The organism is Mucilaginibacter straminoryzae, from assembly GCF_022953055.1.
Classification (GTDB): Bacteria; Bacteroidota; Bacteroidia; order Sphingobacteriales; family Sphingobacteriaceae; genus Mucilaginibacter; species Mucilaginibacter straminoryzae.
The window spans coordinates 61,134-88,063 of sequence record NZ_JALJEJ010000002.1 but is presented as its reverse complement, the minus strand read 5'-3'; the positions used below and the strand labels follow the sequence as shown (position 1 = coordinate 88,063).

General features: G+C 44.1%; 13 protein-coding genes. 1 reads left to right on the top strand and 12 read right to left on the bottom strand.

Annotation, left to right across the window (positions count from 1 at the left end):
- Window positions 1-10: 10 nt before the first annotated feature.
- The 6 genes from MUY27_RS04035 to MUY27_RS04010 all read right to left on the bottom strand — a co-directional run bounded on the left by MUY27_RS04035 (window position 11) and on the right by MUY27_RS04010 (window position 12,993).
- The gene (locus tag MUY27_RS04035; RefSeq protein WP_245128700.1) at window positions 11-3,313 is read right to left on the bottom strand and encodes a SusC/RagA family TonB-linked outer membrane protein; all 3,303 of its coding nucleotides are present in this window, start codon (window positions 3,311-3,313) and stop codon (window positions 11-13) included.
- A gap of 261 nt (window positions 3,314-3,574) precedes the next feature.
- Window positions 3,575-4,531 (bottom strand): FecR family protein, encoded by a 957-nt coding sequence (locus MUY27_RS04030; protein WP_245128699.1) that lies wholly within the window; start codon window positions 4,529-4,531, stop codon window positions 3,575-3,577.
- Window positions 4,532-4,651: 120 nt separating this feature from the next.
- Window positions 4,652-5,230 (bottom strand): sigma-70 family RNA polymerase sigma factor, encoded by a 579-nt coding sequence (locus MUY27_RS04025; RefSeq protein ID WP_245128698.1) that lies wholly within the window; start codon window positions 5,228-5,230, stop codon window positions 4,652-4,654.
- A 304-nt stretch (window positions 5,231-5,534) separates the two neighbouring features.
- Window positions 5,535-6,776 carry a glycoside hydrolase family 43 protein gene (locus MUY27_RS04020; RefSeq protein ID WP_245128697.1) on the bottom strand — a complete coding sequence of 414 codons (1,242 nt, stop codon included), beginning with the start codon at window positions 6,774-6,776 and terminating at the stop codon, window positions 5,535-5,537.
- Between the two features lie 42 nt (window positions 6,777-6,818).
- On the bottom strand, window positions 6,819-8,642 hold the full coding sequence (locus tag MUY27_RS04015) for a glycoside hydrolase family 35 protein (RefSeq protein WP_245128696.1): 1,824 nt from the start codon (window positions 8,640-8,642) through the stop codon (window positions 6,819-6,821).
- A gap of 235 nt (window positions 8,643-8,877) precedes the next feature.
- Window positions 8,878-12,993, bottom strand: a complete 4,116-nt coding sequence (locus MUY27_RS04010) for a hybrid sensor histidine kinase/response regulator transcription factor (RefSeq protein WP_245128695.1) — start codon at window positions 12,991-12,993, stop codon at window positions 8,878-8,880.
- 576 nt (window positions 12,994-13,569) lie between these two features.
- On the opposite strand from MUY27_RS04010, the gene MUY27_RS04005 reads away from it, so the two are divergent.
- Window positions 13,570-15,048: an RICIN domain-containing protein gene (locus MUY27_RS04005; RefSeq protein WP_245128694.1), complete on the top strand. Its 1,479-nt coding sequence runs from the start codon at window positions 13,570-13,572 to the stop codon at window positions 15,046-15,048.
- A gap of 333 nt (window positions 15,049-15,381) precedes the next feature.
- On the opposite strand, the gene MUY27_RS04000 is transcribed toward MUY27_RS04005, so the two are convergent.
- The 6 genes from MUY27_RS04000 to MUY27_RS03975 all read right to left on the bottom strand — a co-directional run bounded on the left by MUY27_RS04000 (window position 15,382) and on the right by MUY27_RS03975 (window position 26,925).
- Window positions 15,382-16,935: a RagB/SusD family nutrient uptake outer membrane protein gene (locus MUY27_RS04000; protein WP_245128693.1), complete on the bottom strand. Its 1,554-nt coding sequence runs from the start codon at window positions 16,933-16,935 to the stop codon at window positions 15,382-15,384.
- An 11-nt stretch (window positions 16,936-16,946) separates the two neighbouring features.
- The gene (locus tag MUY27_RS03995; protein WP_245128692.1) at window positions 16,947-20,093 is read right to left on the bottom strand and encodes a SusC/RagA family TonB-linked outer membrane protein; all 3,147 of its coding nucleotides are present in this window, start codon (window positions 20,091-20,093) and stop codon (window positions 16,947-16,949) included.
- 690 nt (window positions 20,094-20,783) lie between these two features.
- Window positions 20,784-21,926 carry a TlpA disulfide reductase family protein gene (locus MUY27_RS03990; RefSeq protein WP_245128691.1) on the bottom strand — a complete coding sequence of 381 codons (1,143 nt, stop codon included), beginning with the start codon at window positions 21,924-21,926 and terminating at the stop codon, window positions 20,784-20,786.
- Between the two features lie 28 nt (window positions 21,927-21,954).
- The gene (locus tag MUY27_RS03985; RefSeq protein ID WP_245128690.1) at window positions 21,955-23,559 is read right to left on the bottom strand and encodes a S41 family peptidase; all 1,605 of its coding nucleotides are present in this window, start codon (window positions 23,557-23,559) and stop codon (window positions 21,955-21,957) included.
- A gap of 1 nt (window position 23,560) precedes the next feature.
- Window positions 23,561-25,525 carry a TlpA family protein disulfide reductase gene (locus MUY27_RS03980; protein WP_245128689.1) on the bottom strand — a complete coding sequence of 655 codons (1,965 nt, stop codon included), beginning with the start codon at window positions 25,523-25,525 and terminating at the stop codon, window positions 23,561-23,563.
- A 41-nt stretch (window positions 25,526-25,566) separates the two neighbouring features.
- Window positions 25,567-26,925, bottom strand: a complete 1,359-nt coding sequence (locus MUY27_RS03975; RefSeq protein WP_245128688.1) for a RagB/SusD family nutrient uptake outer membrane protein — start codon at window positions 26,923-26,925, stop codon at window positions 25,567-25,569.
- Window positions 26,926-26,930: the final 5 nt, after the last annotated feature.

The following is a 26,930-nucleotide window of genomic DNA, read 5'->3' as shown; positions in this document are numbered from 1 at the left end:
CTGTATGTTATTAAAATGTACAATTAAGACCTAAAACGATGGTGCGCAATTGCGGCATTGCAATAAACTGGCCTGTTCCTACACCTGGTGCTGCGCCGGATACAGTAGTTTCCGGATCATAGGTGTATTTCTGTTTCGCCCAGGTATACAGGTTCTCTCCGCGTGCGAAAACAGATGCGTTGCGGAAGCCTATTTTACGAACCAATGGTTGTGGAAGGGCATAGTTAAGGCTAACAGTTTTCAACTTAATAAATGAAGCATCGCCCCAGTTTGCATCAGAAGAGTTATACAGATAGTATGGGTTCGACCCGATCGTAGTAGCACCAGGGTACATCGAGATATCGCCAGGGGCTTTCCAACGCTGCAAAGCAGAGATGTTCTGGTTGCTCATGGTTGAACCGAAAGGGTAAGAAGAAGTATTGTTGATGTACCCCATCCGGTGGTTGAACAGGAAGGAAACGTCCAGCGTTAGCGTTTTATAAGTAAAGCTGTTGGTGATACCGCCATAGTAAGGGTGGCCAAGCGGAGCAGGGGCCCTATCGTTCGCATAGCTGATTGAGCCATCACCGTTCATGTCCTGATACGTAGGTATACCTGTTGCAGGGTCTATACCAGTGAAGTGGTAAAGCATGATTCCGTTAACCGGCTGGCCGATGATGTAAGTATAGAATAATTTAGAAGGGTTTTGAATGCTGATGATGGCGTTGCGCTGAATAGTAAGGTTAAATGCGGTAGACCATCTAAAGTCTTTCAGTTTAACATTAGTGGTATTCAGTTCAAATTCATAGCCATAATTCTGAACCACCGCAGGGAAGTTGTCTGTATAACTGCTCATACCGGCCTGGGTAGGTAGAGATACCGGTAATAACTGGTCTGAAGATCGGTTGCGGAAGTAATCTGCCTTTACATAGATCCGGTCTTTCAGGAAACCCAACTCTATGGCTATGTCAAGCTTTTTATTGGTTTCCCAATGCAGGTTAGGGTTAGGTACGTTACTTGGGTAAAGTATCGCTTGTCCCTGATAGCTGTTAGCAGTGCCCGAAGTGCTGTAATAAGCATCGTACTGATAATTGCTGATCTGGTCGTTACCGGTTAAACCGTAGCTGCCGCGGATTTTACCAAAGCTAAGTGCAGGGATATCTTTCATAAAAGACTCTTCTGTAAACACCCAGCCGGCACCAACAGCCCAGAAATTTCCGAAACGGTTATTCGCGCCAAACCTCGAAGATCCATCGCGGCGAAAGGTTCCATCAATCAGGTACTTGTTTTCCCAGGTATAGTTTAAACGCCCAAATAATGCAGTGTATTTATAATCAGAATTGCTACTGCCGTAGTTGATCACACTTGCCGCATTATAAAAAGAACCTAGTAACGCGTCTGTGCTAAAGCCTGTACCACGGAGAGAAATGCCATCGGTAAGTGTCCGTTGGAAAGTACTACCAACCAGGGCAGTCAGGTCGCCTTTGGCTATTTTGTGCTGGTAACGGATCTGCGGCTCTATAATGTAGTTAGAAGTAGTGTTATCGGCATACCGGGTATTGTTTGAGGGCGATGACGGGTTTATTGTAGATGGATTCAATGAGGTTAATGGCGTTTCCAGTGTTTGTTTCAGGCCCGTCAACGAATAACCCATATTAGCTTTTAAAGTCAACCCGGGCAGCAAATCATAATGTACGTCCATATTGCTCAATAAGTTGGTAGTTGTATTCTTACTTGGTCTGAGCAGGTACGCTAATGGATTGGTGATTGAATTGTTCCAGTACAGGCTGCCATCCGCATTATTAAGCGGCATGTTAGGGGGCAGGTTGTAAAGGGTAGAAAGGTCTGTACCGATCAGGTTGTTTTGCTGATAGGCATAATTAACATTTAAATTAATACCAAAGCGGTTGTCCTGACTTTTATGGCCCGCATTCAAACGGTTAGAAAAAGTATTAGCGCCGAGGCTACCGGGGAACACTGTTCCCTCATGGCGGTAGTTGGTACTGAATAAGAACGTGTTTTGTGTATTGCCGCCATTGATAGAAAAATCGGCGTTGGTGGTATTAGCAGTTCCACCGATAAATTTTTTCTGCCAGTTGGTATAAGCGTTTTGGTCCCACACCAGTAAATCGGGGGCATTGGTGGTAGTCGGCGTTACACCAGCGGCGGCAAATGCGGCTCTCCGCATGGCCAGGTAATCTGCGGTGTTCAGTTCGTCTATAAAGTGGGCGACTTTGCTGGTACCCTGATAAAAATTAAGGTTGTACCTGGTTTGCCCGCCGGTTCCTTTTTTAGTAGTGATCAAAACCACGCCGTTCGCACCTTTTGAACCATAGATGGCGGTAGCGTCGGCATCTTTAAGCACGTCTATACGCTCTATGTCGTCCGGATTGATCATGCCTAATGGGCTTGTTTCGCCGCCATTGGCCGCACTAATACCGAAGGCATTCAAACCGTCCGTTGGGGGAACTGAGGCATTGAAAAGCGTAAAAGGTACGCCATCGATCACGTACAACGGCAGTGTACCGCTGTTGATAGAACCTACACCCCTGATCTGTACACGGAAGCCAGCCCCCGGTAAACCATTATTCTGGGTAATTTGCACGCCCGGCAATTTACCCTGCATGGCAGACAGCGGGTTGGATACCGGCTGATTAGCAATATCTTTGGCAGTGATAGAACTTACAGAGCCGGTATTTAAGGCACGGGTAGTAGTGCCATAGCCGATCACCTGTACTTCGTTAAGGCTTGCCGAAATAGGGTGCATCACTATTTTTATTCCGGCAATGATAGATTTTGCGGTTACTTCTTGGGTTTTATGGCCAATAAGGCTAAATACCAGTATTTCATTATCATTGCTAATATCAATGCCAAAATGCCCGTTAACGTCCGTAGCAGTACTGGCCATTCTTGAGCTTTTTAATAGAATAGTCACACCTGGCAGCGGCTGACCCTCTTCATCAACTACCATCCCTGAAACACGGCGTATCTGGATATCCTTATCAGTAGGGTTTCCGGTTGGGTAAATAATGATGGATTTTCCTTCCTGACGATAGCTTAAACCGGTGTTCTTCAAAACCTGGTCGAGCGTATTAGCCACAGAGGCGCCCTGGTTATTAACGCTTACCCGTTTTTTTACGTCAACAGTGGCAGAGGAATAAAAGATGTTAAATCCAGACTGGTCCTGAATTTTACGCAGGGCCTCTTTGAGCGTTTCATTCTGAATTTTCAGATTAACAGTAGTGCTGGTAATGGTTTGCCCAGAGGTTTTAGTAAAAGCGAACAAGCTGATACTAAAGGTTAACATCGCCACCACACAAACACTTATTTTCATGATGTACAGCCAATTAATTAGTGATATTCTCTTGAATAGGGCATAAAAAGGCCCCTTTGCAAAAGCAGAAATTTTTTGCATTATTTGTATGAGTTAAAAAATGAATTCAATAGTTTTTTAATCCTGAAACTCCTCATTGCTGTCCAAGGCCGGGGAGTTTTTTTATGCGCTATACTTCCGGTACAACGCAACTGGGAAAGGGGCTCAACTGATGGTAAAAATTTTCATGGTGCAGTTAATTAGGAGTGAAACATTAGTTAATCATTGTGAGCAGCCGGTACCGTCTATTATAACTGTACTGCCCTCTACCTTATAGTTAGTTGAAGTTATTGGTGAGATGATGTTTAAGGCGTCCTGCAATGATTCCGTACCTGTAAAACGACCCGTCACCGGGCACTTTTCTACCTTCGGATTCTTAAATGCAAAGTTTACGCCGTACCTTTTACTTAGCCTGTCTGCCAGCTCCCCGAAAGGTAGCTCATCAAACTGCATATCGGCTTTTATCCAATCGATAGAAGTTTGATCCGATACCTGCCTTTGTGCCACTGCTTTGGTTTGTTCGTTAACCTCGGCTACCTGGTAACGGGTTAGTACGGCCCGAACTTGTTTGGCAGCATCAGAAACGCTAACCTTGCCACGGGTGACTGTAACTACCACCTTCTGCCCCTTGTACGCCTTAATATTGAAGGCTGTACCCAACACCGTGGTAGTAACTGTGCCGGTATGGATTACAAAGGGCTGATGCTGGTGATGTTTAATATCAAAAAAGGCTTCGCCTACCAGGTTAAGCGAACGGATTTTAGCCGTGAAGGTGTATTCTATTTTGCTTCCAGGGTGCAACAATACAACGCTGCTATCCGGCAGCAGGATATAACGGTTTTGGGTTACGCCGGCAACAGTTTCCGCTGCACCGCTTCCCGATGGTTTTTTAAGATATAACAATGCAACACCAAGGCATACTAAAAATGCTATCGAAGCAGCGATCCCTAATCTTGCGGGCATTGAAAGCACCTTGTTACGTTTGGAACGGATATGTTTTTGAAGATGATGAAGCATCTGGCTTTCCAGTGCAGCTTCTTCATTGGGCGAAGTGGTTTCCCAGATAGCTTCCTTATTGCTTTCATCCAGGTACCACTGTTCAACCATGTTTTTCTCCGCATCGGTGGCAGTACCCGAAAGGACTTTATTGATGAGGATATGTATATGCTTTTCGCCCATGGTTAACTATTGCTTATAACCATAAGTCACATAAGCCCAGGCGTTACCCTTAGTCTTTTTAAAGAAATTTTAATTTTTTTTGAAATTGGTAGAATAGTGGCGGCTGTAAGCTGATCAGCCTTACCGGATCATGAAAGAATAGATGAAAATAGTAAGCCAACCGGCATGCCTTAGATAAAAGCGAAGAGATTTAAGCGCTTTGGTGAGGTGCGCTTCAACTGTTTTTTCGGAGATTTCCAGTTCTGTGGAAATTTGCCGGATGCTTTTACCTTCCACACGGCTGTATTTAAACACCAACTGGCATTTTTCGGGTAGGCCTTCTACAATACCGTTGATATGCTGCTGCAAGAACTGCGCGTAGATAACTTCATCATCGTGATGGATTTCTATCGTTGGAACGTTTTCTAAAGCTATTTGTGCTCTTCGTTTTTCGCGGCAAACAAAATTATAAACAGAATAACGGACGGCGATAGCCAAATAGCGTTCCAGAGATTCGATATGGTATTGCTCGCGGCGATCCCATAATTTGATCATGATTTCCTGAACAATTTCCTGCGCGGAAGATTTGTCTTTGGTATGGTTATACGCTAAAGCGAGTAGTTTTCGCCAGTAACGATTATATATTTCAGCCATGGCTGCTTCATTGCTGCTTCTGAGCAATGACACCAGATCTTCGTCGCTGAAATTTTTAAAATCCATCTTTTATAACGCAATCTATTAAATTTCAATCAAATTTTCGTTATCAAAAAACATTTTTTAAAGCTGGTGGGCTTTTGATTGCGTATACAGCGCGGTTTCCGCTTTAAATTAAGAGTGAAGAATTCAATTATACACCCTGTACGCCAATAATGGGGGTATTTGGCGGGCTTATTAGCTCTTGTAACTATATTTTTAAGGAAAACAGTAGGATTTAAAGAGAAGAAAGCTCTGAAAAGGAGAAAAGGCGATAGCTAACGGATTAATGACATCAATAGCTATCGCCTTAAAATAGGTTTTTATAGTTTTATTTCTTTACATATAGAATGTAAACAACAGGCTTCCGGCCCCAAATAGTTACCTGGTAGGGCACATCACCTGCAGAAAAGTCTACTTTTTTAAGCGGTTTAACCGACACGCCGGGTAGTTCTGCAAATTTTGGCTGAAACAGTTTAGGGTCTGTCCCTTCGGATAATGGCAGGTAAAGCCTTTTCCCAAGGGTGTCAACTTCAACCTTTTCTTCAACCAATCCTTTTCCTTTAACAGTTTGTAGTACCGCATCGGCAGGCATAAACCGCGCGATTAACCTTTTTAGTTCGGGTAGGGTTATCGGCATAACGGTGCCATGTCTTGGTTTAAAGTTCATGGATACTTCCTGGTCTATTACCTTGAAGTTCTTTAAGTCGGCAGACTTTGTGAACTGGTAACGGCCGCTGGTATACATATCGTACATCAGGATAAAGCCGCTGCCATCATTTAATTTAAAGGTACCTGCGCCTTCAACCGGGCGGTCTGTCTGCTGAACGTATTCGTCGCTCTGAAGCTGATATCCGCTTGTTAATGTTTTTGAAACCGCAATTTTAATTCCCGGCTTACGGTCTTCTGTTTTGAAGAACAGGTAATATTCACCATCTTTTTCTTCAATATCACCATCTATGCAAGCGGCGCCGTCGGGGCTGTAAAATAACTGTTTAGGTTCGCCCTCCAGGTTGGTAAAGTCTTTGTTGGCATAGCAATAATAGATCTTATCTGGATCGTGGCCATGTTTTAACGAAAAGTAAACCATGTACTTTTTAGCAGCCTCGTCATAAATAGTTTGCGGCGCCCAAACACGTAACAGGCTATCCTGACCAGGGAATCGTTTTTGAAAATTAATTGCAGCCGACGACCAATGGATCAGGTCTTTTGATTTCATCAGGACCAGCCCCCGGTTAGAATTCCATCCGTTAGCTGAAACCATATCGGTAGCCACCATATAGAAGGTTTTACCATCTGCGCTGCGCAGGATATGCGGGTCTCTTACACCGCTTGTTTCGCTGATTTGCGCACTGCTGACAATAGGTTCGTTTCTGTTTAAGGCATAATAATGGTATCCATCCATACTGATGGCAAACCTGATTGCTTCTTCACTTTTTTGATTTCCTGTGAAGTACACAAATAAATAACCTTTATATGCAGGCGCTTTTATTTGTGCCGAGGCAGTGAATAGCCAGCCGATCAAGAAAAAGATCATCCCGACAGCTTTTGCCGTCATTCTTGTATTGTTCATGCTTAAATAGCGGGAGTTTATGCGCCTAAATGATACCTTTTTCTATTGCAACTGATCTAAAATAGGTTTATCAATTGCTGAAATACGGTTGTTTTGCGGTTTCAGCATTTCAAAAACTAAAATCTGGTTCTTGCCGTGGTGCAGCCACTCACGCGGAACATATAAGGTTTGCTGCGGACCTACTTTCCAATACCTGCCCAGGTTGTGTCCATTGATCCAAACCACACCTTTACCCCAGTTGCTCATGTCCAGATAGGTATCACCTAATGATGACAAGTTGAAAGTACCGCTCTTCATTACCGGTGCAACTGCTTTCGATTGGGTGGCTTTAGCTGCATAACCGTCAACCTTTTTAACCGGTATAGGGTTGTTCTGCCAGTTCTTTACTTCTTTGCCGTCGAAGATTACTTTACCAACAATCCCTTTTTTGTTTTGCAATAAGTATTTCCCGAAGTTGATACGGCCAAGGTTCTCTACCAGAATGTCTAAAGCAACATTACCGGCCGGTAAACTGATAGCCATACTGTCCAGACCAGTGCGGCGATCAAGGGTTCCAACAGTTTTTCCGTTGATCATTACAACGGCGTAATCTCTCAGCTCTTTTATTTTTAAAGTGCCGCTTTTTCCACCTTTAATGGTCGTATGGTAAAGCATATAGCCATAGTCTAGCTTTAGGTCTTCGAAAGTTAACGGGCTTACGCTGTTAGCGCCTTTCAGCTTTAAGCTGTTAAGGTCTGCTACGTTTTTGAGCGTAATGGCGGGGATAGCGATGGTTGGCTTAGCCTTTGGCACTTCGGGCAGTTTAACGCCTGCAGCAAGGTGTTTTTGAATCACATTTCTGAAAGCCCAGAATTTCGGTGTAGCGTTTCCGGCTTCGTCCAGCGGCGCGTCGTAGTCATAGCTGCTGATCTGCGGCTCGTAAGCTTTGCCGTCGCTATAATTGGCGCCGTTCATAAACCCACGGGTGGTACCGCCATGAAACATGTACATGTTGATGGAGATGCCTGCCGCCAGTACAGAGTCTAATTTGCCGGTATATTGCTCTGCCGGAACGGTATGGTGTTTAGTTCCCCACCAGTCGAACCAGGCAGGATACCATTCTGCAATATAATAAGGGCCTTTACCGCCATGATTGTCGTTGATCAGTTCTTTTACTTTAGCAGGATTATCCAAACCGTTCACTGCGGGCAGTAATCCCGGTAAATGTCCTTTTACCAGATCGGCAGCAGGGTCGCAGGTATACAGTAGCCCATCAAAGCCGGCCTCTTTAAACATTTTTTGATTGATGGCCAGGTATTCTTTATCTGAGCCGTATGAGCCATACTCATTCTCGATCTGTATCATCAGGATGTTGCCGCCATGGTTTATTTGGTATGGCGCCAGTTTTTTTCCTAATTCTTTAATGTAGCTTTCGTATTCCTTTAAATATTGCGGGTTCTTACTTCTTACCACCAGTCCTTTTTCGTTTTCCAGCCAGTAAGGGTAGCCGCCAAACTCCCACTCGGCACAAACGTATGGACTGGGACGTAGAATTACCCATAGGCCTTCTTGTTGTGCTATCTTGATGAATTCAACAATATCATTATTGCCTGAAAAATCAAATACTCCTTTTTGTGGTTCGTGCAGGTTCCAGAAAACGTAGGTACCTATGGTATTTAAACCCATGGCTTTCGCCATTTTCATTCTGTCGCGCCATGCTTCCCGGGGGATACGTGGATAATGAAGTTCGCCGGAGATCATCTGAAAAGGCTTGCCATCCAGCAAGAAATCGGTATTTCCGAGCGTGAACTGATGTTTGGGTTGAGCTTGGGCACGGCCACCTGCAAATAAGATCACCGTAAGTAGAGCAAGAATAAATGATTTCATTAAAAATGTTTAGACGCTGTTTAGTTAAATAATTGGTGCAATTTAAATCGCAACGGATTGCATCGATTATGCAAGCTGCTAAAATGGTGTAAAATTAGGTTCAAAGTAGGGGACGAATTCGCAAAATAAAGGGGTAAAACTGTCCAAACCACTTTAAATTTCTTTTAAATGTGCGTTAGGCGATTGAAATTAAGACAGTCGCCAATTTGCGTTTTAATTTTTTTTTCATATTAAGTTAATTATGGCTGCGGTTTTTTTCTGATAAATGGTTAACCATTCCGTTTTTAAAATTCTTACGATATTTTTTAATGTATTCAGAAGGCTTTAGATCAAAAACCTTCTTGAACTGCTCCCTGAAATATTTGATGTCTTTAATGCCTACAGCATAAGCAGTTTCCAATATGTTCAGATCGCTATGGACAAACAGTTGAGCTGCTTTACGTAACCGGATTGACCGGATGAAGCTGTTTGCGGGTTGCCCTGAGATCATCTTGATTTTCTTATAAATCCCCGAATAGGACATGTTTAATTCTGAGGCTAATGATTGCAGGTTGAAATCAGGGTCGGTGATGTGCGCTTCTACAATGCGGATGCAAGATTCCAAAAAGCGTTTGTACTCAATGGAAATGCTATGCGGGTTATTGTTCAGTGTAATTTCGTTATAGAAATACTGCTGCAAGGTATTCCTGCTTTTCAAAAGCCCGTTTACCCTTGCTTTCAGGATATCCTTGTCAAACGGTTTGGCAATGTAATCGTCCGCGCCGCCTTCAATGCCTTTTAATTTTATTTCGTTAGAGGCGCTGGCCGTTAACAAAATGATTGGAACGTGTGCCGTAGCCATGTTCGCTTTAAGCGCCGCGCATACTTCTATGCCGGTCATTCCATCCATCATTACATCGCAAATCACTATATCTGGCCAATGTTCATTCACTTTTTTGATGCCGTCTTCGCCGTTAGAGGTGTCAAGAACATGATATTCTGCTTTGAAGATCTGCCGCAGGTAGTCTCTCATGTCCTGGTTGTCATCAATAATTAGCAGGGTTTTTAGTTCGATGAGCGGTGGCTCCTCTGCCCGGTTTGCTGCTACCGCAGTATTTATGGTATTTTCACTGTCGATCAGTTCTTTTAAAAAACCGGCTGCAGGGGCATGCTGTTCGAGCATCAACTGGCCCTGGATATGCGAATCGCCCTTTTTTAGAGTAACGGTAAATACAGTGCCTTTTCCAGGCTGGCTACTGTAGGTAACCGTTCCCGACTGTCTTTCTACGAAGTTTTTAACCAGGTATAGCCCCAGGCCAAAGCCACCGGCGGAAATACCCGTGGGTTCTGCAACCTGGTAAAACCGGTTAAAAAGCTTGTCGCCCACTTCAGTAGGAATCCCCGGGCCTGTATCTTCTACAGTCACGGCTACCGTCTGTTCCGATTCTTCTGCACGGATGCTGATTTTTCCATTTTCTGGCGTAAACTTGATCGCGTTTGACAATAGATTAAACAGCACTATTTCCGTTTTTTCGCGATCCGCATAAATATTCAGGCACTCTGCGGATGAGTTAAACTGTAGTTCGATATGTTTGCGTTTGGCCTCTTGGACAAAACATAAATAAACATCATTGCAAAGTTCGGTCAGGTTTACCTGGCTGATCCTTAATTGGTCCGACTCCGACTCCGCCTTTTTGAAAAGCAGCAACTGATCAACCAAACCCAATAAACGCCGTGCGTTTCTGTATACAATGGTCAGGTCAGAAGAATCTATCTGCTTTTTATCATTACGAAGCAGTTCTTTTACCGGGTTGATAATCAGCGTCAGCGGTGTCCGGAACTCGTGCGAGATGTTGGTAAAGAACGCCAGTTTTTTTTCACTCAGCTCTTTCTCCTTTTCGCTTTCGTAATGCGCCATCTGTATCTCGTACTTTAATTTGGTCTGCCGGTCTCTGTACAACAGGAAAACATAAATTAAACTACCAACCATCAACGCATAAATAGTATAGGCCCACCAAGTACGGTACCAGGGCGGGGAGATTATAATTGTAAGGCTTCGCGGCGTCATGTTCCAAATACCGTCATTATTACTGGCGATAACCTTAAATACATAAGTGCCGGGGTTAAGGTTGGTATAGGTAACCCGGCGTTGATTGTTGTTAGCATTCCACTTTTTATCAAAGCCTTCCAGCTTGTAACGGTAAGCATTTTTCTCTGAGTGGGTGTAGTTTAATGAGACAAACTCGATCGAAAATACATTCTGGTCATGGGTAAGAAACGCGGTATCAGCTACGCTAACCGGTTTTCTTAGGGGGGAATCTGGCCCCGGTTTTACAGACTTGTTAAAAACAAGAAAGTCTGTAAAATAAATTTTAGGGATATTCTTATTCAACTCAATCTTTGCCGGATCAAAGATTACCAGGCCTTCGTCGCCACCTAAATAGATCTTCCCGTCTTTAGACTTGAAGATAATGGAGTGTGCAAATATGCCGTCGCCCTCATCAAAGTTGGTTACCGTACCATTTTGAGGTGTAAACTTTGATACGCCGGTTGCCGAATTGATCCAGAAATTACCGCTATTGTCTTCAACAATACTATTGAAAACATTACTCGCGAAGCCGTTCCTGCGCGAATAGGTGATAAACGAATCGCTGTTGGGGACGTACTTATTCAGCCCATCGGCAGTACCAATCCAGATATTATTTTTACTGTCTTCAATTATACAATGGATAATGTTATTGCTAAGGCTACCGGCAATTTTATCGTTGTAGGTATAATGATGAAATACGCCTGTTTTAGGGTCGAAGCGGTCAACGCCGTTGCCACTTGTTCCGATCCAAACCCGGTCTTTTTTATCTTTTAGAAGACTGTAGAGGTGATTGCTGGCTAATGATTTCTTATTATTCTCTTCGTTGTAATAATGCCTGAATTGGTTCTTTTCTTCATCGAATATTTTCAGGCCCGCATCTGTTGCCAGCCAGTATTCATGGGGTTTCACCTCAATGATGTCTCTAAAAACGTCTTCATTAAAAAAAGCACCCAATGCAGAGTGGTGGGAATGATGTATAAAGCGACTGCTGCGGCTATCAAATTTATCGAAGCCGTTTTCCGTTGCAGCCCAAAGTGTACCCTCATGGTCTAAATAAATTTTACCCACCTGGTTGCTGCTGATAGCAAAAGGATCGCTGCTATGCTGGAACAGTTTTGTTGTTTTGTTTGCCAGGTCGAAACGGTAAAGCCCGTTATTGGTTGCGATCCACATCAGGCTACCCTGAAGCAACATGCCCTTCACAACATTAGGCTTGAAAGACAAGGGAATAAAGTGAAATTTATACTGGGTGAAGTCAACTTTGGTAAGTGTTTCGCTGCCACATAGCCAAATAATGCCCGAACGGTCATTATAGACATACCCGTCGGCCGAGCTATTCACATTACCGATCTTTATCCAGCGATTGTTCTTTTTATTAACCAGGTAGAACCCGCCATTGCTGCCTACTGCGATGGTAGAATCATTCACGTTGTCTATGCTGTAAGCACCGACGTTCACTTTATCATGGCCCGGGAAAGCGGTGTAGCGCCGGGAGGCGGGATCAAAACGGAAAAGACCGCTCCAGTAAGTCCCTACCCAAATACAACTATTTTTCTGATCATAGTGCAGGCTCCAGATATCATTCGGATTTTTTTTATCAGGCACTTCTGCCTGCGGAAAGCTGGTAAAGCGTTTACTTACTTTATCAAACTTATTTAAACCACCGCTCCAGTTGCCCAGCCAGAGATTCTTATGATCATCTTCAACAATGGCATTCACCGATTTTCCTTTTATCGAAAATGGGTTGGAGGGGTTCGGTTTATAGACGATAAAAGACCGCGTAGCAGGAACATATTGATTAAAGCCATCGTCGGTGCCCACCCAAATGATCCCGTAACTGTCTGCCAGTATCGAAAAGATCTTATTGTTACTGATGGATTGCCTGGCTTTATCACGATGGTAGAACCTTTCAAATTTTTCGGTATTGGGGTCCAGCACATTCAGCCCGTCCATAGTGCCCACCCAAATTCTTCCGTCTTTATCTTCTGCAAGGGCATTTATAAAATTTGAACTGATGCTGTTGGCATTGCCGGGAATATTTACCAGGTTTTTAAATGTATAGCCATCGAATTTGCAAAGCCCGTTATCAGTGCCTATCCACATGTAGCCCCGTTTGTCTTTAAGCGCGGTAGTGACGTTGCCCGAAGGCAATCCATCATGTATGGTGTATGATTTTAGCGCATAGTTCTTTATCTCGCCGGTTTGAAAGGCCGAAAGGTTTTGTCCCTTTGATCCAACGAAACACAACAGGCTGATTAATAATAAGAACAGCGTTTTTCTCATAGAAGTTATCAAAATAAAATTCCGTTTAACCAACCGTTGGCGTATACCACGGCCATAGGGGCAGATGGTTACAGCTACACATGGTTAAAAAGCCGGAAAGGTGAGGTTTATAATCTGTCAAATATATTATAAAATAATAACTGTATTTAGAACATTAATTCCGCATCGCTATAATTTTAACTTTATCACTTCTCTGGATCAAACCCTCGGCTTTAGGCTTTGTAGATCGCGGAAAGCGAAGATAAATGACACTTTATCCCTTCATTATTGAGGTTTTGCCCCTTTTCTAACTACGCTAATTAAGAGAGATTTATACAAGCCAGTATAAACGCAGATTTTCCTTAACCAGCATCACACCATGTTTTTGGGTTGATTGAGCATGGCCCGGAAATCTGAAAATTTTTCACATTCTAACCAATTTATCTTGAAAGAGCCTTTAATGATCTTCCAGTCAGCAGGCACAACCCAACGTTACCTGTTGACGCAGGCGAGGCCACCGCCCTTTTTCTGCCGATGGTAAACTATCGATTATAAACGCCGATGATTAAACAATGAGTATTTAACTTTTATGAGATTATGAGAAAATTTATAAAACCTTTACTACTTATCGCGAGTGTTTTAACCCTTGCCGCCTGTACCAAAAAAGATGCCCTGACGACATCCGCCCAGACAGATGTCGCAAAAAAGACATCTGCAAAATCCATGTCTTTAACAACAACCAATACCAATGGCTTCAGGGGAATTAACTGGGCAGACCCCAACGGTAATGAGGGTGACGGGCGCGTAGTGCTGCCAAGCGGCATGACCAGCTCCATCACCACTACCGCCGCCGCCGCCGTAGCCACTAATATTTCTAATGCACTAAAGGCCAGCGGCGGTACCACCATACGTATGCCTATAAACCCATGGACACCGCAAAACTCTAGTTACTGGGCATCTTACCAGGCAGCTATTAATGCTATTGTGGCTAATGGCTGTAAGGTGATTCTCTGCTACTGGCCGGTTGGTGTGCACCACGTGCCCGACCTTACCCAGTGGAACACCATGTGGACGGCCGTTGATAACGTTTATAAAAACAACAGTTCGGTGTTATACGAACCGATCAACGAGCCTGTAGATTATTCCAGTACGGATCTGGCTAATTTATACGCCAACTTCCTGACCACCTTTAGCCCTGCAGATGGCAAATGTGTGTTAGACGGTACCGGTTATGCTACGGATGTTACCGCCATTGGCGCCGACTCGCGTCTAGCCAACCAGTATCTCGGTTTTCACACTTACTGGTGGTTCTGGGGCTCTTACAACGTATGGAGCACATACTACAATACCACATCCGGGAAAGTAGGCTCTTATGCTTCACGTACCATTGTGACAGAGATAGGGGTAGAGAGCTACAGAAACATCGGTTTTTACTGGCAGTGGGATACCGGGGTAGAAGAAGATCAGGCTTTCTTAACAGGCAACCTGGCCTATGCCAGAGATAACTCGATGGGCACCATTGCCTGGTCTGGCGTGAACGATATAGATACTTATCGCTGGTATGTATCCAACACCAACCTGACAGAAGTAAGCCCGGGCGCGGCAAATATGTTCCGCTGGTCATGGAAATTATCTGCTGCGCCGGTTTGGCAAGGCCCGGTAGCCGATGGCCGTTACACGCTTAAAAACCGCGCATCTGGCCTGATGTTGGATAACCTTGGAAATACGGCAGACGGTTCAACCGTGGGGCAATATGCAAGCTCTACCAGCAATAACCAGAAATGGAACATTAGCTACACCGCAGGTTATTACACCCTTAGCTGCCAAACCGGTAACGGTTGTTTGGATGTGGGCTCTAACACTGCTAACGGTTCAAGCGTTTTGCATTACGGTATCAATACCAATAATTCGCAGCGTTGGACGATTGTTTCAACAGGTGATGGCTATTACAGAATACTCAATCTTGCAACCGGTAAATACCTGGATACCGGTGGTAATACTACCAATGGTTCTGCCATACAGCAATGGCCACTTGCCAGCAGCTATAACCAGCAATGGCAGCTTACTAAACTGTAATATTTGCGCTTTTATCATTATTGGTAAGCTATAGAAAACACGCTCACAAGGCGTGTTTTCTTATTTATATAAGGCACAGTCCGTCTGAATTATCCCAGGGGAACTGTGAAATGAAGCTACGAGTGAGAGTTTAGCGAGCCCTTATGGTGATAGTCGGTTAAACTTTCGTCAATTATGGATGTGAGGGAATTCCGGTTTTTTTGAATGTTGATTTACAGGTTAATGCCAGAAAATTGATCCTAAAGAAAAACCCCCGGAAAGCTACGATCGCCGTAGTTTCCGGGGGAGGGATTGGATAGGTTTAGGTAGTTTTAACCAATTATTAAGTAGTAATTAATAGCCGGGATTGTTAGGTAGCAATTTCTTATTGATATCAATATCTGCCTGCGGTACCGGCCATAGCCATCCTTTATTAGGGTCGAATGTCCGGGTCTCTAACTTAACTTGTTTAAATTGCCAGGTAGAAGGGCTTGCAGGGTTAGATAGCAATGATTTGTCGTAACCGTATACGTCATGCACCAGCGACTGGTCTTTCCAGCGCAACATATCTGCGTAGCGGGTGCCTTCCATAAAGAATTCAACCCGGCGTTCGTGCCTTAACACTGCTCGTAATTGGGTTTGCCCTAAAGCTGCACCTTCCACGCTTTCTACTGAAGGCATTTTTGCCCGCGCCCGTACCTGATCTATCAGCGTATAAACTTCAGGAGTGATATTGCCGCCTTCGATCAATGCTTCGGCACGCATTAACAATACGTCTGCATAACGCATCAGGATGGTATTGAGCGAACAGTTGTTAGGGTCTGCAATGCCAATGGCTGCGTATTTACGCGGACGCGCGCCTGATGGAACCACGTCATTTGCAGGTATATAAGTAATAGTGCCCCATTGCGAGCCTGGTAAAACTACCGAAGCTGCCAGCCTTGGATCGCGGTTTACATAAGGGTTTTGCGAGTTATAACCCGAAGCCGGATTAGTGATCGGCAAACCGTTGGTCATGTAATAAGAGTCGATCAGGTCTGCGGTAACATTTGGTGTAGGCCAAACGCTTAAAGATAAGGCAGATGATGGCCATGGTTGCGGCTGTGTAGTCGGGATGTACTGAATGTCGAAGATCACTTCACTATTGTTCTCATGTGCTTCATCAAACATGGAGCCGTAATCTGGGTATAAGGTATAAGCCTTCAGGTTAATGACATCCAGCGCAGCTTGTGCCGCATCTGCCCACTTCTGGTTATATAACAGCACCTTTGCTTTGTAAGCTAATGCTGCTCCTTTAGTGGCGCGGCCAACATCTGAACCTGAGTAGGAGGTAGGTAGTGCGTTAGCGGCATCGGTAAGGTCATTAACCACCTGGGTTAGTACAGTAGCCTTTGGCGTTCTGGCGACATATGCTTCTGACAGGGATTGCACCTCGGTGATCAGCGGTACATCGCCGAAATAAGAGATCAGGTCGGCATAGGCATAACCGCGTAGGAACTTAGCCTCTGCAGACATTTGTGTTTTAGTGGTGGCGCTTACGCTTGATGCTGCAACATCTTTCAGGAATTCGTTAGCCCGTGAAATGATCGTGTAATCTTGTGTCCATTTTGCATAGGGCGCCCAGCTGTTGCTGGTAGTTTGCCATTCGCCCACTTCTTTAGAACCCTGCCATGCGTCCTGGCAGTAAGCGTTGTCAGACTCAAAATCAAACTGGAAGAAATGGGCCGGCGTTGCATTTGGCTGTAAGGCATTGTAAATACCAACCAATGCCATTTTTACCTGCGTTTCGTTCTGGAAGAATGTAGAAGGTGACAAACGATCTTTAGGCGTTTTATCCAAAAGATCTTTCTTGCAGCTTGCAAGACCAATAACTAAAAATGCTATTAATACTTTATATATAGTTTTCATGATTTTACCTTTTAGAAATTAACATTTACACCTGCGGTCATGATACGTACTTGTGGAAAGGCTTCGGCCCTGGTCTGATCGGTCGTTTGTTCCGGATCGAAACCTTTAAACTTGGTAAAGGTGAAGGCGTTCTGCACGTTTGCATAGATTCTCAACGAAGACAAACCAATTTTCTTGATGGCCTTGGTGCTCAGCGTGTATCCCAATTCTATGTTTTTTACACGCAGATACGATGCGTTTTCTACATAAAAGGATGAATGGATATTGTTCCTTACACCATCTAAGGTTAGCCTAGGGTAGGTGTTAGAAGGGTTTTGCGGTGTCCAGCGATTTAACCACCAGGTACCAAGATTTGCGAAGCCACTGAAAGGTGATGCAATTTCATAATAGGTGTAGCCCTGCATACCCTGTACGCCTTGTAAAAATGCACCAAGATCGAAATTCTTCCAGGCCACGTTGAAATTGAAAGCGTAAGTCAGGTCGGGGAATTGTTTTCCGATCACTTTCCGGTCGTGGTTCTGATCAACGATACCGTCTCCGTTCAGGTCGGCATATTTAATATCGCCTGGCTGGGCATTGTAGTCGCTTACTTTTACAACACCAGGTTTAAGTGTGTAGTTGCGGCTCGCATACGGGATAGACGGATCGCTGTTGTTTTGCCAGGTAAAATCAGATATCTGGTAAATACCGGTCATCTGGTATCCATAGAATGAATTGATGGCCGAGCCAACCACAATCGCTTTTGGCGATGTAAACTGTTGCGGCACGTTCATGGCCAGGATCTTGTTTACAATGTGTGAAACATTTAACGAGGTTCTTAACTTGATGCCATTGTCAAAAGCTTTTTTGTAAATGATGCCCAGCTCGATACCTCTGTTTTGAACTTCACCTGCGTTTGCCAGAGGGGCGGATTGCGCAATGGTTAATGGAATAGGTTGGGTTAACAACAGGTTTTTGGTTCTTTTGTCAAAGTAATCTGCAGTAATCTCAATATTATTGTGGAAAGAGATATCTACACCCAGATCGAGCTGCTGGGCGGTTTCCCAGGTCAGGTCCTTGTTGGTCATTTGGGTAATGGCAACGCCCGAGTAAAGCGTTCCGCCGAAAGAGTAATTCTGGCCAGAGCTAAGGATGTCGCTTCCGTTGTAGTAATTATTGATATTCTGGTTACCTAAGCGGCCCCATGAAGCCCGCACCTTTGCAAAATCCAGCCAGCTGATGTTTTTCATGAAGTTTTCTTTAGATAAAACCCAGGCTGCTGAGAAGGAAGGAAACGTACCCCATTGCTTGCCCTGCGCAAATCTGGAGGAACCATCTCTTCTTAAATTAGCTTCAAACAGGTATTTCTCGTCATAGGCATAGTTGAAACGACCAAATAATGAGCGAAGGCCGAGATCGTAACTGCCCGCATTATTGGTTTGGGTAGCTGCATCGCCCAGGTTTAAAACGCGTTGGGTGTTATTCACAAAATTCTTGCGGTAACCACTTTGCCAGTCGTAGGTGAACTCTTCTTCACTGTAACCGCCTAACAGGTTGAATGAATGCTTATTGATGGTTTTATTGTACTTTAATAATCCGGTTAGCAATGAATGCCCGTCAATTTCGCTGGTCACATTCAGATCCGACGGTAATTGAGTAACCGTACCGTTTTGGTTTTGCAGGCTTACATTGGCGTGAAAAGCATTGCCATTGGTGGCAATTACGTTATAACCATAGGTGAGTTGTGCGCTTAAGCCAGGCAGGATTTTGTATTCAGCTTCGGCCTGCCCGCTGAAATTGTAGCGCTTGGTCAGATTAGTGCTGCCTTCTTTAATTTCGCCGTAATAGTTTCGCTCTCCGTTAACAGAAACCCAGTTGCCAGACGCGTCCTGAAGTGGGTGGATAGGCGCAAGCGTGGCATACCATTCTGCATTCCAAAGGTCGGTCGGTTCGTTTTTAATACCTAAGTTGCCGGAGATGTTTCCTGATACACGCAGCCTTTTGTCTTTCAGGTGGTATGAATCCAGGTTCAGGCGGAAGTCTGTTTTCTTGTAATTGGTTGCAACTAAAACCCCATTCTGGTTTAAATACCCCATCATGAACGAGTAGTTCACATTGTCGCTGCCACCGGTTGCACTGATGCGGTGGTTTTGCATGTAGGCATTATCATAATATACCTTGAAGTAGTTGATATCCGGATACATCGGATCGTTATGCGCGGCATATTTCTGTATGGTTGCGTCAGAGTATCCCGGTGCCTGGCCTGTGTTTGTTGCGGCTTCATTATAAAGTGTGGTGTATTGAACAGAGTTCAGTACTTTAGGTAGGCGGGTAGGGCTTTGGATGCCTGTATATCCGCTGTAGTTTACACGAACTTTACCAGCAGACCCGCGCTTGGTGGTAATCAGGATCACGCCGTTTGCGGCCCGGCTACCGTAGATAGCAGATGAAGCAGCATCTTTCAATACGGAGATAGATTGAACATCATTAGGATTCACATCACCGATTGCGCCGGGGAAGCCATCAACTAATACTAATGGCGTATTATCTCCGAATGTGCCCACGCCACGGATGTCTATTACCGTATTGTCATCACCCGGTTTGCCTGAGCTTTGTAAGGCGAACACACCGGAAACAGTACCTTGCAGCGCTTGGCTGGTATTGGTTAACGGGCGGCTTTCCAGGTCTTGTGTATTTACCACACCTACAGCGCCGGTCAGGTTCTCCTTTTTCTGGGTGCCATAGCCTACCACAATGACATCGCTAAGGGTTTTCATGGATGGTTTCAGCTTTACCTGGAAATCTGTTTGTCCGTTAACGGCTATTTCCACTTTTTCATAAGAGATATAGCTGATCACCAGGGTAGCGTTTTCAGGGACATTACTTAGCTGGAAATTACCTTTTACATCCGTCTGCACACCTCTGCCGGTTCCTTTAATACCAACCGAAACGCCAATCAGCGGCTGGCCGTTAGATTGATCTGTAACAGTACCTTTTACGGTAATGTTAGCCTGGTTTGAAGTAGTAAGCGTGCGTGCTGCGAGTTTATGGTAGGCGCTATGCAGGTTTGTAGTTGACGCGCCTGCGCCTAATGGCAGTACAACTATTGCCAGTGCTTTCAATAAGGGGCGTAAACTCCGGGAAGGCAAATAATTTGAAAAAAGTAATTTTCGTTTCATAATCGGTCATTAATAATAAAATCAAATTGGTTGGGTCTGTAACGCCAAAGGGCTGTGATCCTGCCGTAGGGTAAAGGCATGCAATACCCATTTGCATCAAATGCTATGGTTAATAAAATGTACACATGGATAGGATGTGCAGCCGGTTTGTCGTTACAATTCGCGGAAGTGGTTCTTCGTCAGGGTGTGGAACAGGTCTCTGTTACAGGCGGGCATACACCTTTCATAAATTCTCTCATGGTGGTTTAATTAATAGATTTATTGATTAAAAAAGATCGCCTTTACGGCTTGTCAATTGGCGAAGGCAAAGTCTCTGAAAAAGGGAAAATTCAAAAGGGGCTATCCTGCAAAAAACAGGGGACAAACAGGGAAATTGTGCTTAAATAGTGCTGTTAGGGCACTTTTCTAAATTGTTGTCGGTTGAATTATTTTGAGTTTCGATTGTTGGATTATTCAGTTCGGATCAGTCCGTAATTGACATAATTATTTTAGAATAGGATGGTGAAAGATGTTAGTTAACGGCTTTAAACCCGATTGATGAATATTTTGCAGTAACTAATTATGATGCTAACCGCAGGTACTATATGCGATGGAATACTGTTGCCTATTTGATGGCAGAAGTAATGGCTGTAAACAGAAAAGCCTGCAGATTTGGCTGCAGGCTTAGGTCTTAATAGGGGTATGGTAAACTTAATTTTTATAGATCTCTTTTAGTTTATTGTTAAGATCTTCTCCGCGCAGATATTTGGCAACGATGCGTCCTTGCGGGTCTACCAAAAAGTTCATCGGTATCGCTTTTACACCATACAATTCGGCAGCTTCATTTGCCCAGCCTTTCAGGTCTGATACCTGGGTCCAGGTGAGGCCGTCGTCTTTAATTGCTTTCAGCCATTTTTCTTTATCTGCAGCTTTATCAAGGGATACACCTAACACCCGGAAACCTTTATCCTTATACATGGCATAAGATTTAACCAGGTTAGGGTTTTCGCGGCGACAAGGTGCACACCATGAAGCCCAGAAATCAACCAGTACATAGTGACCCTTGAAATCAGATAGTTTAATTGGCTTGCCGTTCACGTCGTTTTGGGTGAACTGCGGTGCAGGCTCTCCTTCTTGTGTTTTCTTAAACTCCAGGATTCTTTTCAGTGTAGACTGGCCAAGCTCAGTGTTTTTTACTTCCGGGCTTAGTTTATTGTAGATTTTTTCTGAAGCAACCGCGTCAAAGCCATCTTTTAATGTTGAGTTAAGGGCCAGTACTGCCAGATACGAGTTCGGGTGCGTAAGTGCGTAATTTTGCTTCGCTTTTAAGATTTCGTCTTCCACTTCCTGCGCTCTTTTTTCTAACGACTGAATGTAGGCACGGTCCGACTGCTCTGTTGGGCTCTTGCTTTTATACTCATCGTTAAGGGCGGTAAGTTTGTCATAAATCGGTTTTAATAAGGCGGTAAGTTTTGCATTATCGTCATTTAAAACCGAGCCGGTGATCTTCGCATTTTTGATAGAGTCTGCAGCCTCTATACGTACTTCTTTGTTTTCAATAAAGAAGGGATACAAGTCCCACACCTGGTGGATAGTCGGGTTTTCAGGGGCATCATCATGCTTTACCCTTATTCCGGCTTCTTTAACAGAATTTACTTTTCCCCTGAACTCGAAATTTCCGTTGACGATATCCGTAGAATCTATTATACGTGTTTCCCCATTTTTATAAGACAGGTAAGCCTTTGCAGGCTTGTTCAGGCTGCCGATTTTACCATGAATAATATATCCTTGCTGCGCGGCAGACAATAATGGCGCAAATAAGCCTGCGCATATAATTGCTGTAATCTTTCTCATTTTATTGATTGTAATAGTTAATAGTTACTTATTTATTCGTGCTGGCAATGGTCTTTCCTTCCAGGTAAGCATTGTATTCAGGTGTGCTATCCAGTATTTTTAACGCTTCATTGATGCTGTCATTCTCGGTATTAATCACACGCAAGTAATTCTCGCGACCAACATAAACCTGATTAGCAACCTGGCCTTTAATTTCTAATGCCAGTAAATCGAGGATTCTTTTCTTGTTTTCTTTGCCAAGTTTAAAACCTTGTTTCTCGGCTGACTTTACAATGTCATTGATGGTGCTTTTAGGAACTTTATAATTGGCAATGTAAGTGGTGATATCCGGATATTGCTTTTTGATCTCCTGACGCTGCGTGTCGGCAATTTTCCAGGAGGCATTGTTGACATAACCCGCAGATGCTACAGATCGCAGCCATGAAGCATCCTGCAAGCTATCTAACGGCACAAATTTGTCCGGTGTAATACCACCGCCTGCATAAACAATACGCTTATTTACTAAGGTTTTGAATTTAAGAGAGTCTGCTTTTTGCCTTGTAGATTCTTTAAATAACTCGCCGGTTGTATACCTGTTTCTAATATCCGCCTGATAGTCTACCCCTTTATATGGTTTTTGAACCGATCTGCCTGCCGGGGTGTATAGACGACCGCCGGTTAATTCCAGTACAGAACTGTCTGGTAGGGCAATCGGCTGTTGGGTAAGGCCTTTACCGAATGTACGACGGCCGACAATTACCGCACGGTCCCAATCTTGCAATGCACCGGAAAGAATTTCGCTGGCAGAAGCCGTGTTCTGATCTACCAGTACTGCTAATTTACCGCCCCATGAAGTGCCCGATTGAGAAGCATAATAGTAGTCCTTACCTTTATCCTGGGTCATGACGTAATACACCAGTTGGTTGCGTTTTAAGAACTCGTCTGCAACTCCCAAGGCAGCCTGCACGTAACCACCGCCGTTGCCTTGCAGATCAAGGATCAGTTGCTGCATGCCTTCCTGCTTCAGTTTTTTCAAGGCATTTTCAATTTCGTTGACTGTGCTCTGACTGAAGATGCGGATAGCGATATAGCCTGTTTTTTTATCATCGAGCATGTACGCAGCCGTTACCGAACGATCAATCACCGGACCACGGGTAATAGCAAAGTCCATGGTTTCCTTTGCCGCCGGGCGATAGATCTCTAAATTAACAACCGTCTTGTTCTCGCCCCTGATCGCGTTCAGGATATCCATGTAGGATTTTTTTACGCCTGCAGCATTCTCTTTATTGATCTTCAGGATACGGTCGCCAGGTAATAGACCTGCTTTTTCCGCAGGGCCATCAGGTAAAATCTGGGTTACATAAACTGTGTCGTTCTGCATCATGTACTCAATCCCAACGCCGACAAAATTGCCGCGCATGGCGGAGGTCATGGCTTTTGCTTCGTTCTTGCTGAAATATTTCGAATGCGGGTCAAGTTCGGTAAACATGCCTTTAATAGCGGCCTCTACCAGTGTTTTGTCGCTTAATGAATCGACATAGTATTTTTTTATGGCGTTCATGGCTGCTTTTAGTTTGTCCTGCGGTTGAAGCGATTGTGCATGAGCCAATACTGGAACGGACAAGCTAAGTGCTATGATTATTTTCTTATACATTTTATTTTTCTGCTTTTAATAGTTCAATAGCGTATGATATTTCATCCACCAGTTCGCTTGGGCTACCAGAGTAGCCTTCTGTTGTATAACGCATTACCCCGTTTTTGATAATTATTTTACGCGGTATGCCTGACGAACTGAACAGTTTCGCATAACCAGAAAATACCTGGTTCTGTTCGCCCGTTTTGGGGTTCACATTATCATGCAGTACTTTAAAACGCCATCCTTCGCGTTTCATAAAGTCTTTTACCTTTTGCTTGTAATCACCAAATTGCATAGTGCCTACAAAATAGAAGTCTACGGTAGGGTCTTTGGCGTATTTATCAACCAGCATCTGCATCCCCGGGAAAGCCGCAATACATGGGCGGCACCAGGTAGCCCAGAAATCAATCACCACGATTTTATCGCCCCAGTTTGATGAATGCACCATATTGCCATTCATGTCTTCCATATCAAAAGAGTCGACATTTACTTTGGTCATGTGTGCCCTAACGCTGGCCTGCAATTCAGATAATTTATCTGCAGATTTCAGCGAAGCCAGGTAGTTATCGTACCCCTCGGCATTACCATGTTGTGCTGTATATAACTGTTTTAACCTGTCAAACATCTCCGGTGTAACGGCATTATTCCTTAGACTATTTTCTAATAGGGGTTGAATCATTTGCTTTTGTCCGGTCTTGTCCAGCAAGTCCAGATGGAGGGCATTAATATCTGCATTGGCAAATCTTTCCTGCGGGCGAAGTAGCTCATAATAGGTTAACGCCCCCTTGTAATCTCCGTTCTGGTAGTGAATGTTGATCTCGTTTTCCGTCCGGTTTTTCAATTGAGCAAAAGCATTCTCTTTTGCCGCAGCATAAGAATCAAAATCAGTTAAGTAGGATTTGTCATTTACTTTTACCAGTAGATCTTTGTAAAGGCTATCCGCAAGGGACTGCAATTTGGCTACCGGGACAGATTTAAGCATATAAGCACGTTCTATATTCCAGCGGTATACTTCGTTTTCGGTTTTAAAATCCCAATCCGGTCTTAATCGTTGAAGGGCTTCAAAATCACCGCTATCGAAATACGCAGTCGCCAGGTTGCGATAAAGGCTGTAATAAATAAAATCCTGATTGGTAGGATGTTGACGCCATTCGCTTATCGGAAATTTCTTTAAGAAGAGCTCGCTGTTAGCAATTACCTTTTCGTTGCTTTTGACATTTTGAGTGGCGTCACGATAGGCCTGAAAGCGGGCAAAGCTTCCTTTAGGATATTTGGTTAGTATCAGGTTTTGGATGGCGGCACCACGGGTTGCATCCTTTAATTCGAATTGGGCCACGCGCTGAAGCTCCATCAGATTGTCTTCGTCCAGGTTTTTGTCTTCGAGAAGCTTATCGATCATAGCCGGCGCGTCTGCCTTAAACTTATCTCCCTTGATTGCTCTTTGCAAAGCCAGGTATTTGTTTAAAAATTTAGTGGGCGTACTTCCTTTTTGCTTTAATTCTTCATTCAGCAATAGTGAAAGGGAATCGGCAGAAAGCATAGGCGACTTACTGGCAAAGTAATCCGGCACGCCACCGTTGTAGCCGGGGAGTTTAAAAAGAGCCTGTGCCAATGCTCCACCGGGAAGTGTTTTGCCTTTTGAGTCTGTAATCAGAATAGGGAAGCCTTTTTTATTGTTATTATCGGCAGCCTCTTGCGAATGGAAACTTCCCTGGTAAAATTTGACTGCCGCAAAAGATGCCGCAGGTAACAAATTAAAGCTGGCTTTGGCGTTTTCGCCTTGCTTTTGCATCAAAGCGGTGTCTGTGTGCCATTCATAATTGCTGAATTGATAAAATGCAGCTTTAATGGGCTTGCTTTGATCGAGCTTACCCAGCTTTACATCGTATACCAACTCGACAGGCTTACCCGGTACAGGCTTTTTAGGCGTAACAGATAACCGGTTTGAATTTACCTGCGCCGAAGCGCAGGTAAATGATAGCATCAATAATGCTAATGAATATTTAAACATAGATATGATTTGTTTTATCTTGGATTTTGCTGTAGTTCGGGGTTCATCAAAACATATTTCTGCCCGATAGGATACAGGTACCTGTTGCTGGTAGGTGTCAACGTATAGGTGACGCCGTTAAATACCCTTGTTTTGGTTGTTGCAAAATTGGCATCTAAGTTTAAACGCTTTTGGTCAAACCAACGGAATCCACGACCGGTGAATTCCCGTTCGCGTTCGTCTACAACAATCTTCAGCGCGGCATCTGCATCGGCAGCAGTCAGATCAGTATAATTGGCATCCAGGAAACGTTTTTTTCTTAGTGAGTTAACAACCGCAACCGAAGCTGATGGGTTACCTTGGCGTGCAAGACATTCTGCTTTTATCAGCATCACTTCCGGTACAGAAGGGCCGGTCTGGATCACGAACTCGCCGTTCAATGAATACCTCCAGTTGGCCCGCCCCTTAAATGAAGGGTAAAATGCGGATCCGTCACGGGTGAATAAAGTATAACGCAGGTCACTGGTGCCTAACAGGTTTAGTGCATAAGCACTGATTGGGATACCTGTAAAGCTTCCGTTTACGATCTTAGATAAAATAATCTCCGGGTCTACCAGCCTTTTAGGTATGGTGCCTGGTGCAGCGCTATAGTTTTTCAGATCCAGTAAGGTGCTTTGTAACTGAAGTGTGCTATCTGCATATAATCCTGCCTGGTTAAAATCGCGAAGATTTAAGTAGGCTTTTGCCAACAACGCATAGCTGGCCGCTTTTGAAGGGCGGATGTTATAGGCTGGTGTCCCGGGCAGTGCAGCTACAGAACGTTTCAGGTCGTTCACAATCTGGCTGTAAACTGTACTTACTGTAGCCCTTTGCAAACTGGCAAAAAGATCAGGCGTTAACAAAAGGGGTACGCCAAGGTCGGTTCCGGCAGTTGATGCAGTGTATTGTTTAGCGTAAAGGTTTACCAGTGTCAGGTAGCAATTGGCGCGGTGAACCAGTGCTTCGGCATAAAGCTGTTGCTTTTGAGCATCAGAACCACCCTGTGATTTTAATACGCCATCTATTACTGAATTACAATTGTAAATGATTTTGTACATTTTTTCCCAATCAACATCACCCGCAGATTCCGGAACATAATAATCTGCCCAGGTATATGCATTTGCCCAAGTGTTACTTATAACGTTCTGTTGATTGGCATCGGTGTATTCTGTATCGTCGCCGGATAGTATGGGAAGGCTGTAGCTGCCTTCAAAAGTAGAAGCATTGTCAAGTAGGTAACGATAGTCGCTTGTATATTTCGGCGTACGGATACCAGGTTGAGTAATTTCAACATATTTACGGCAGCTGGTTGCTGTGGCAACCAGCATTAACATGGCATATATATATTTTTTCATGTTTT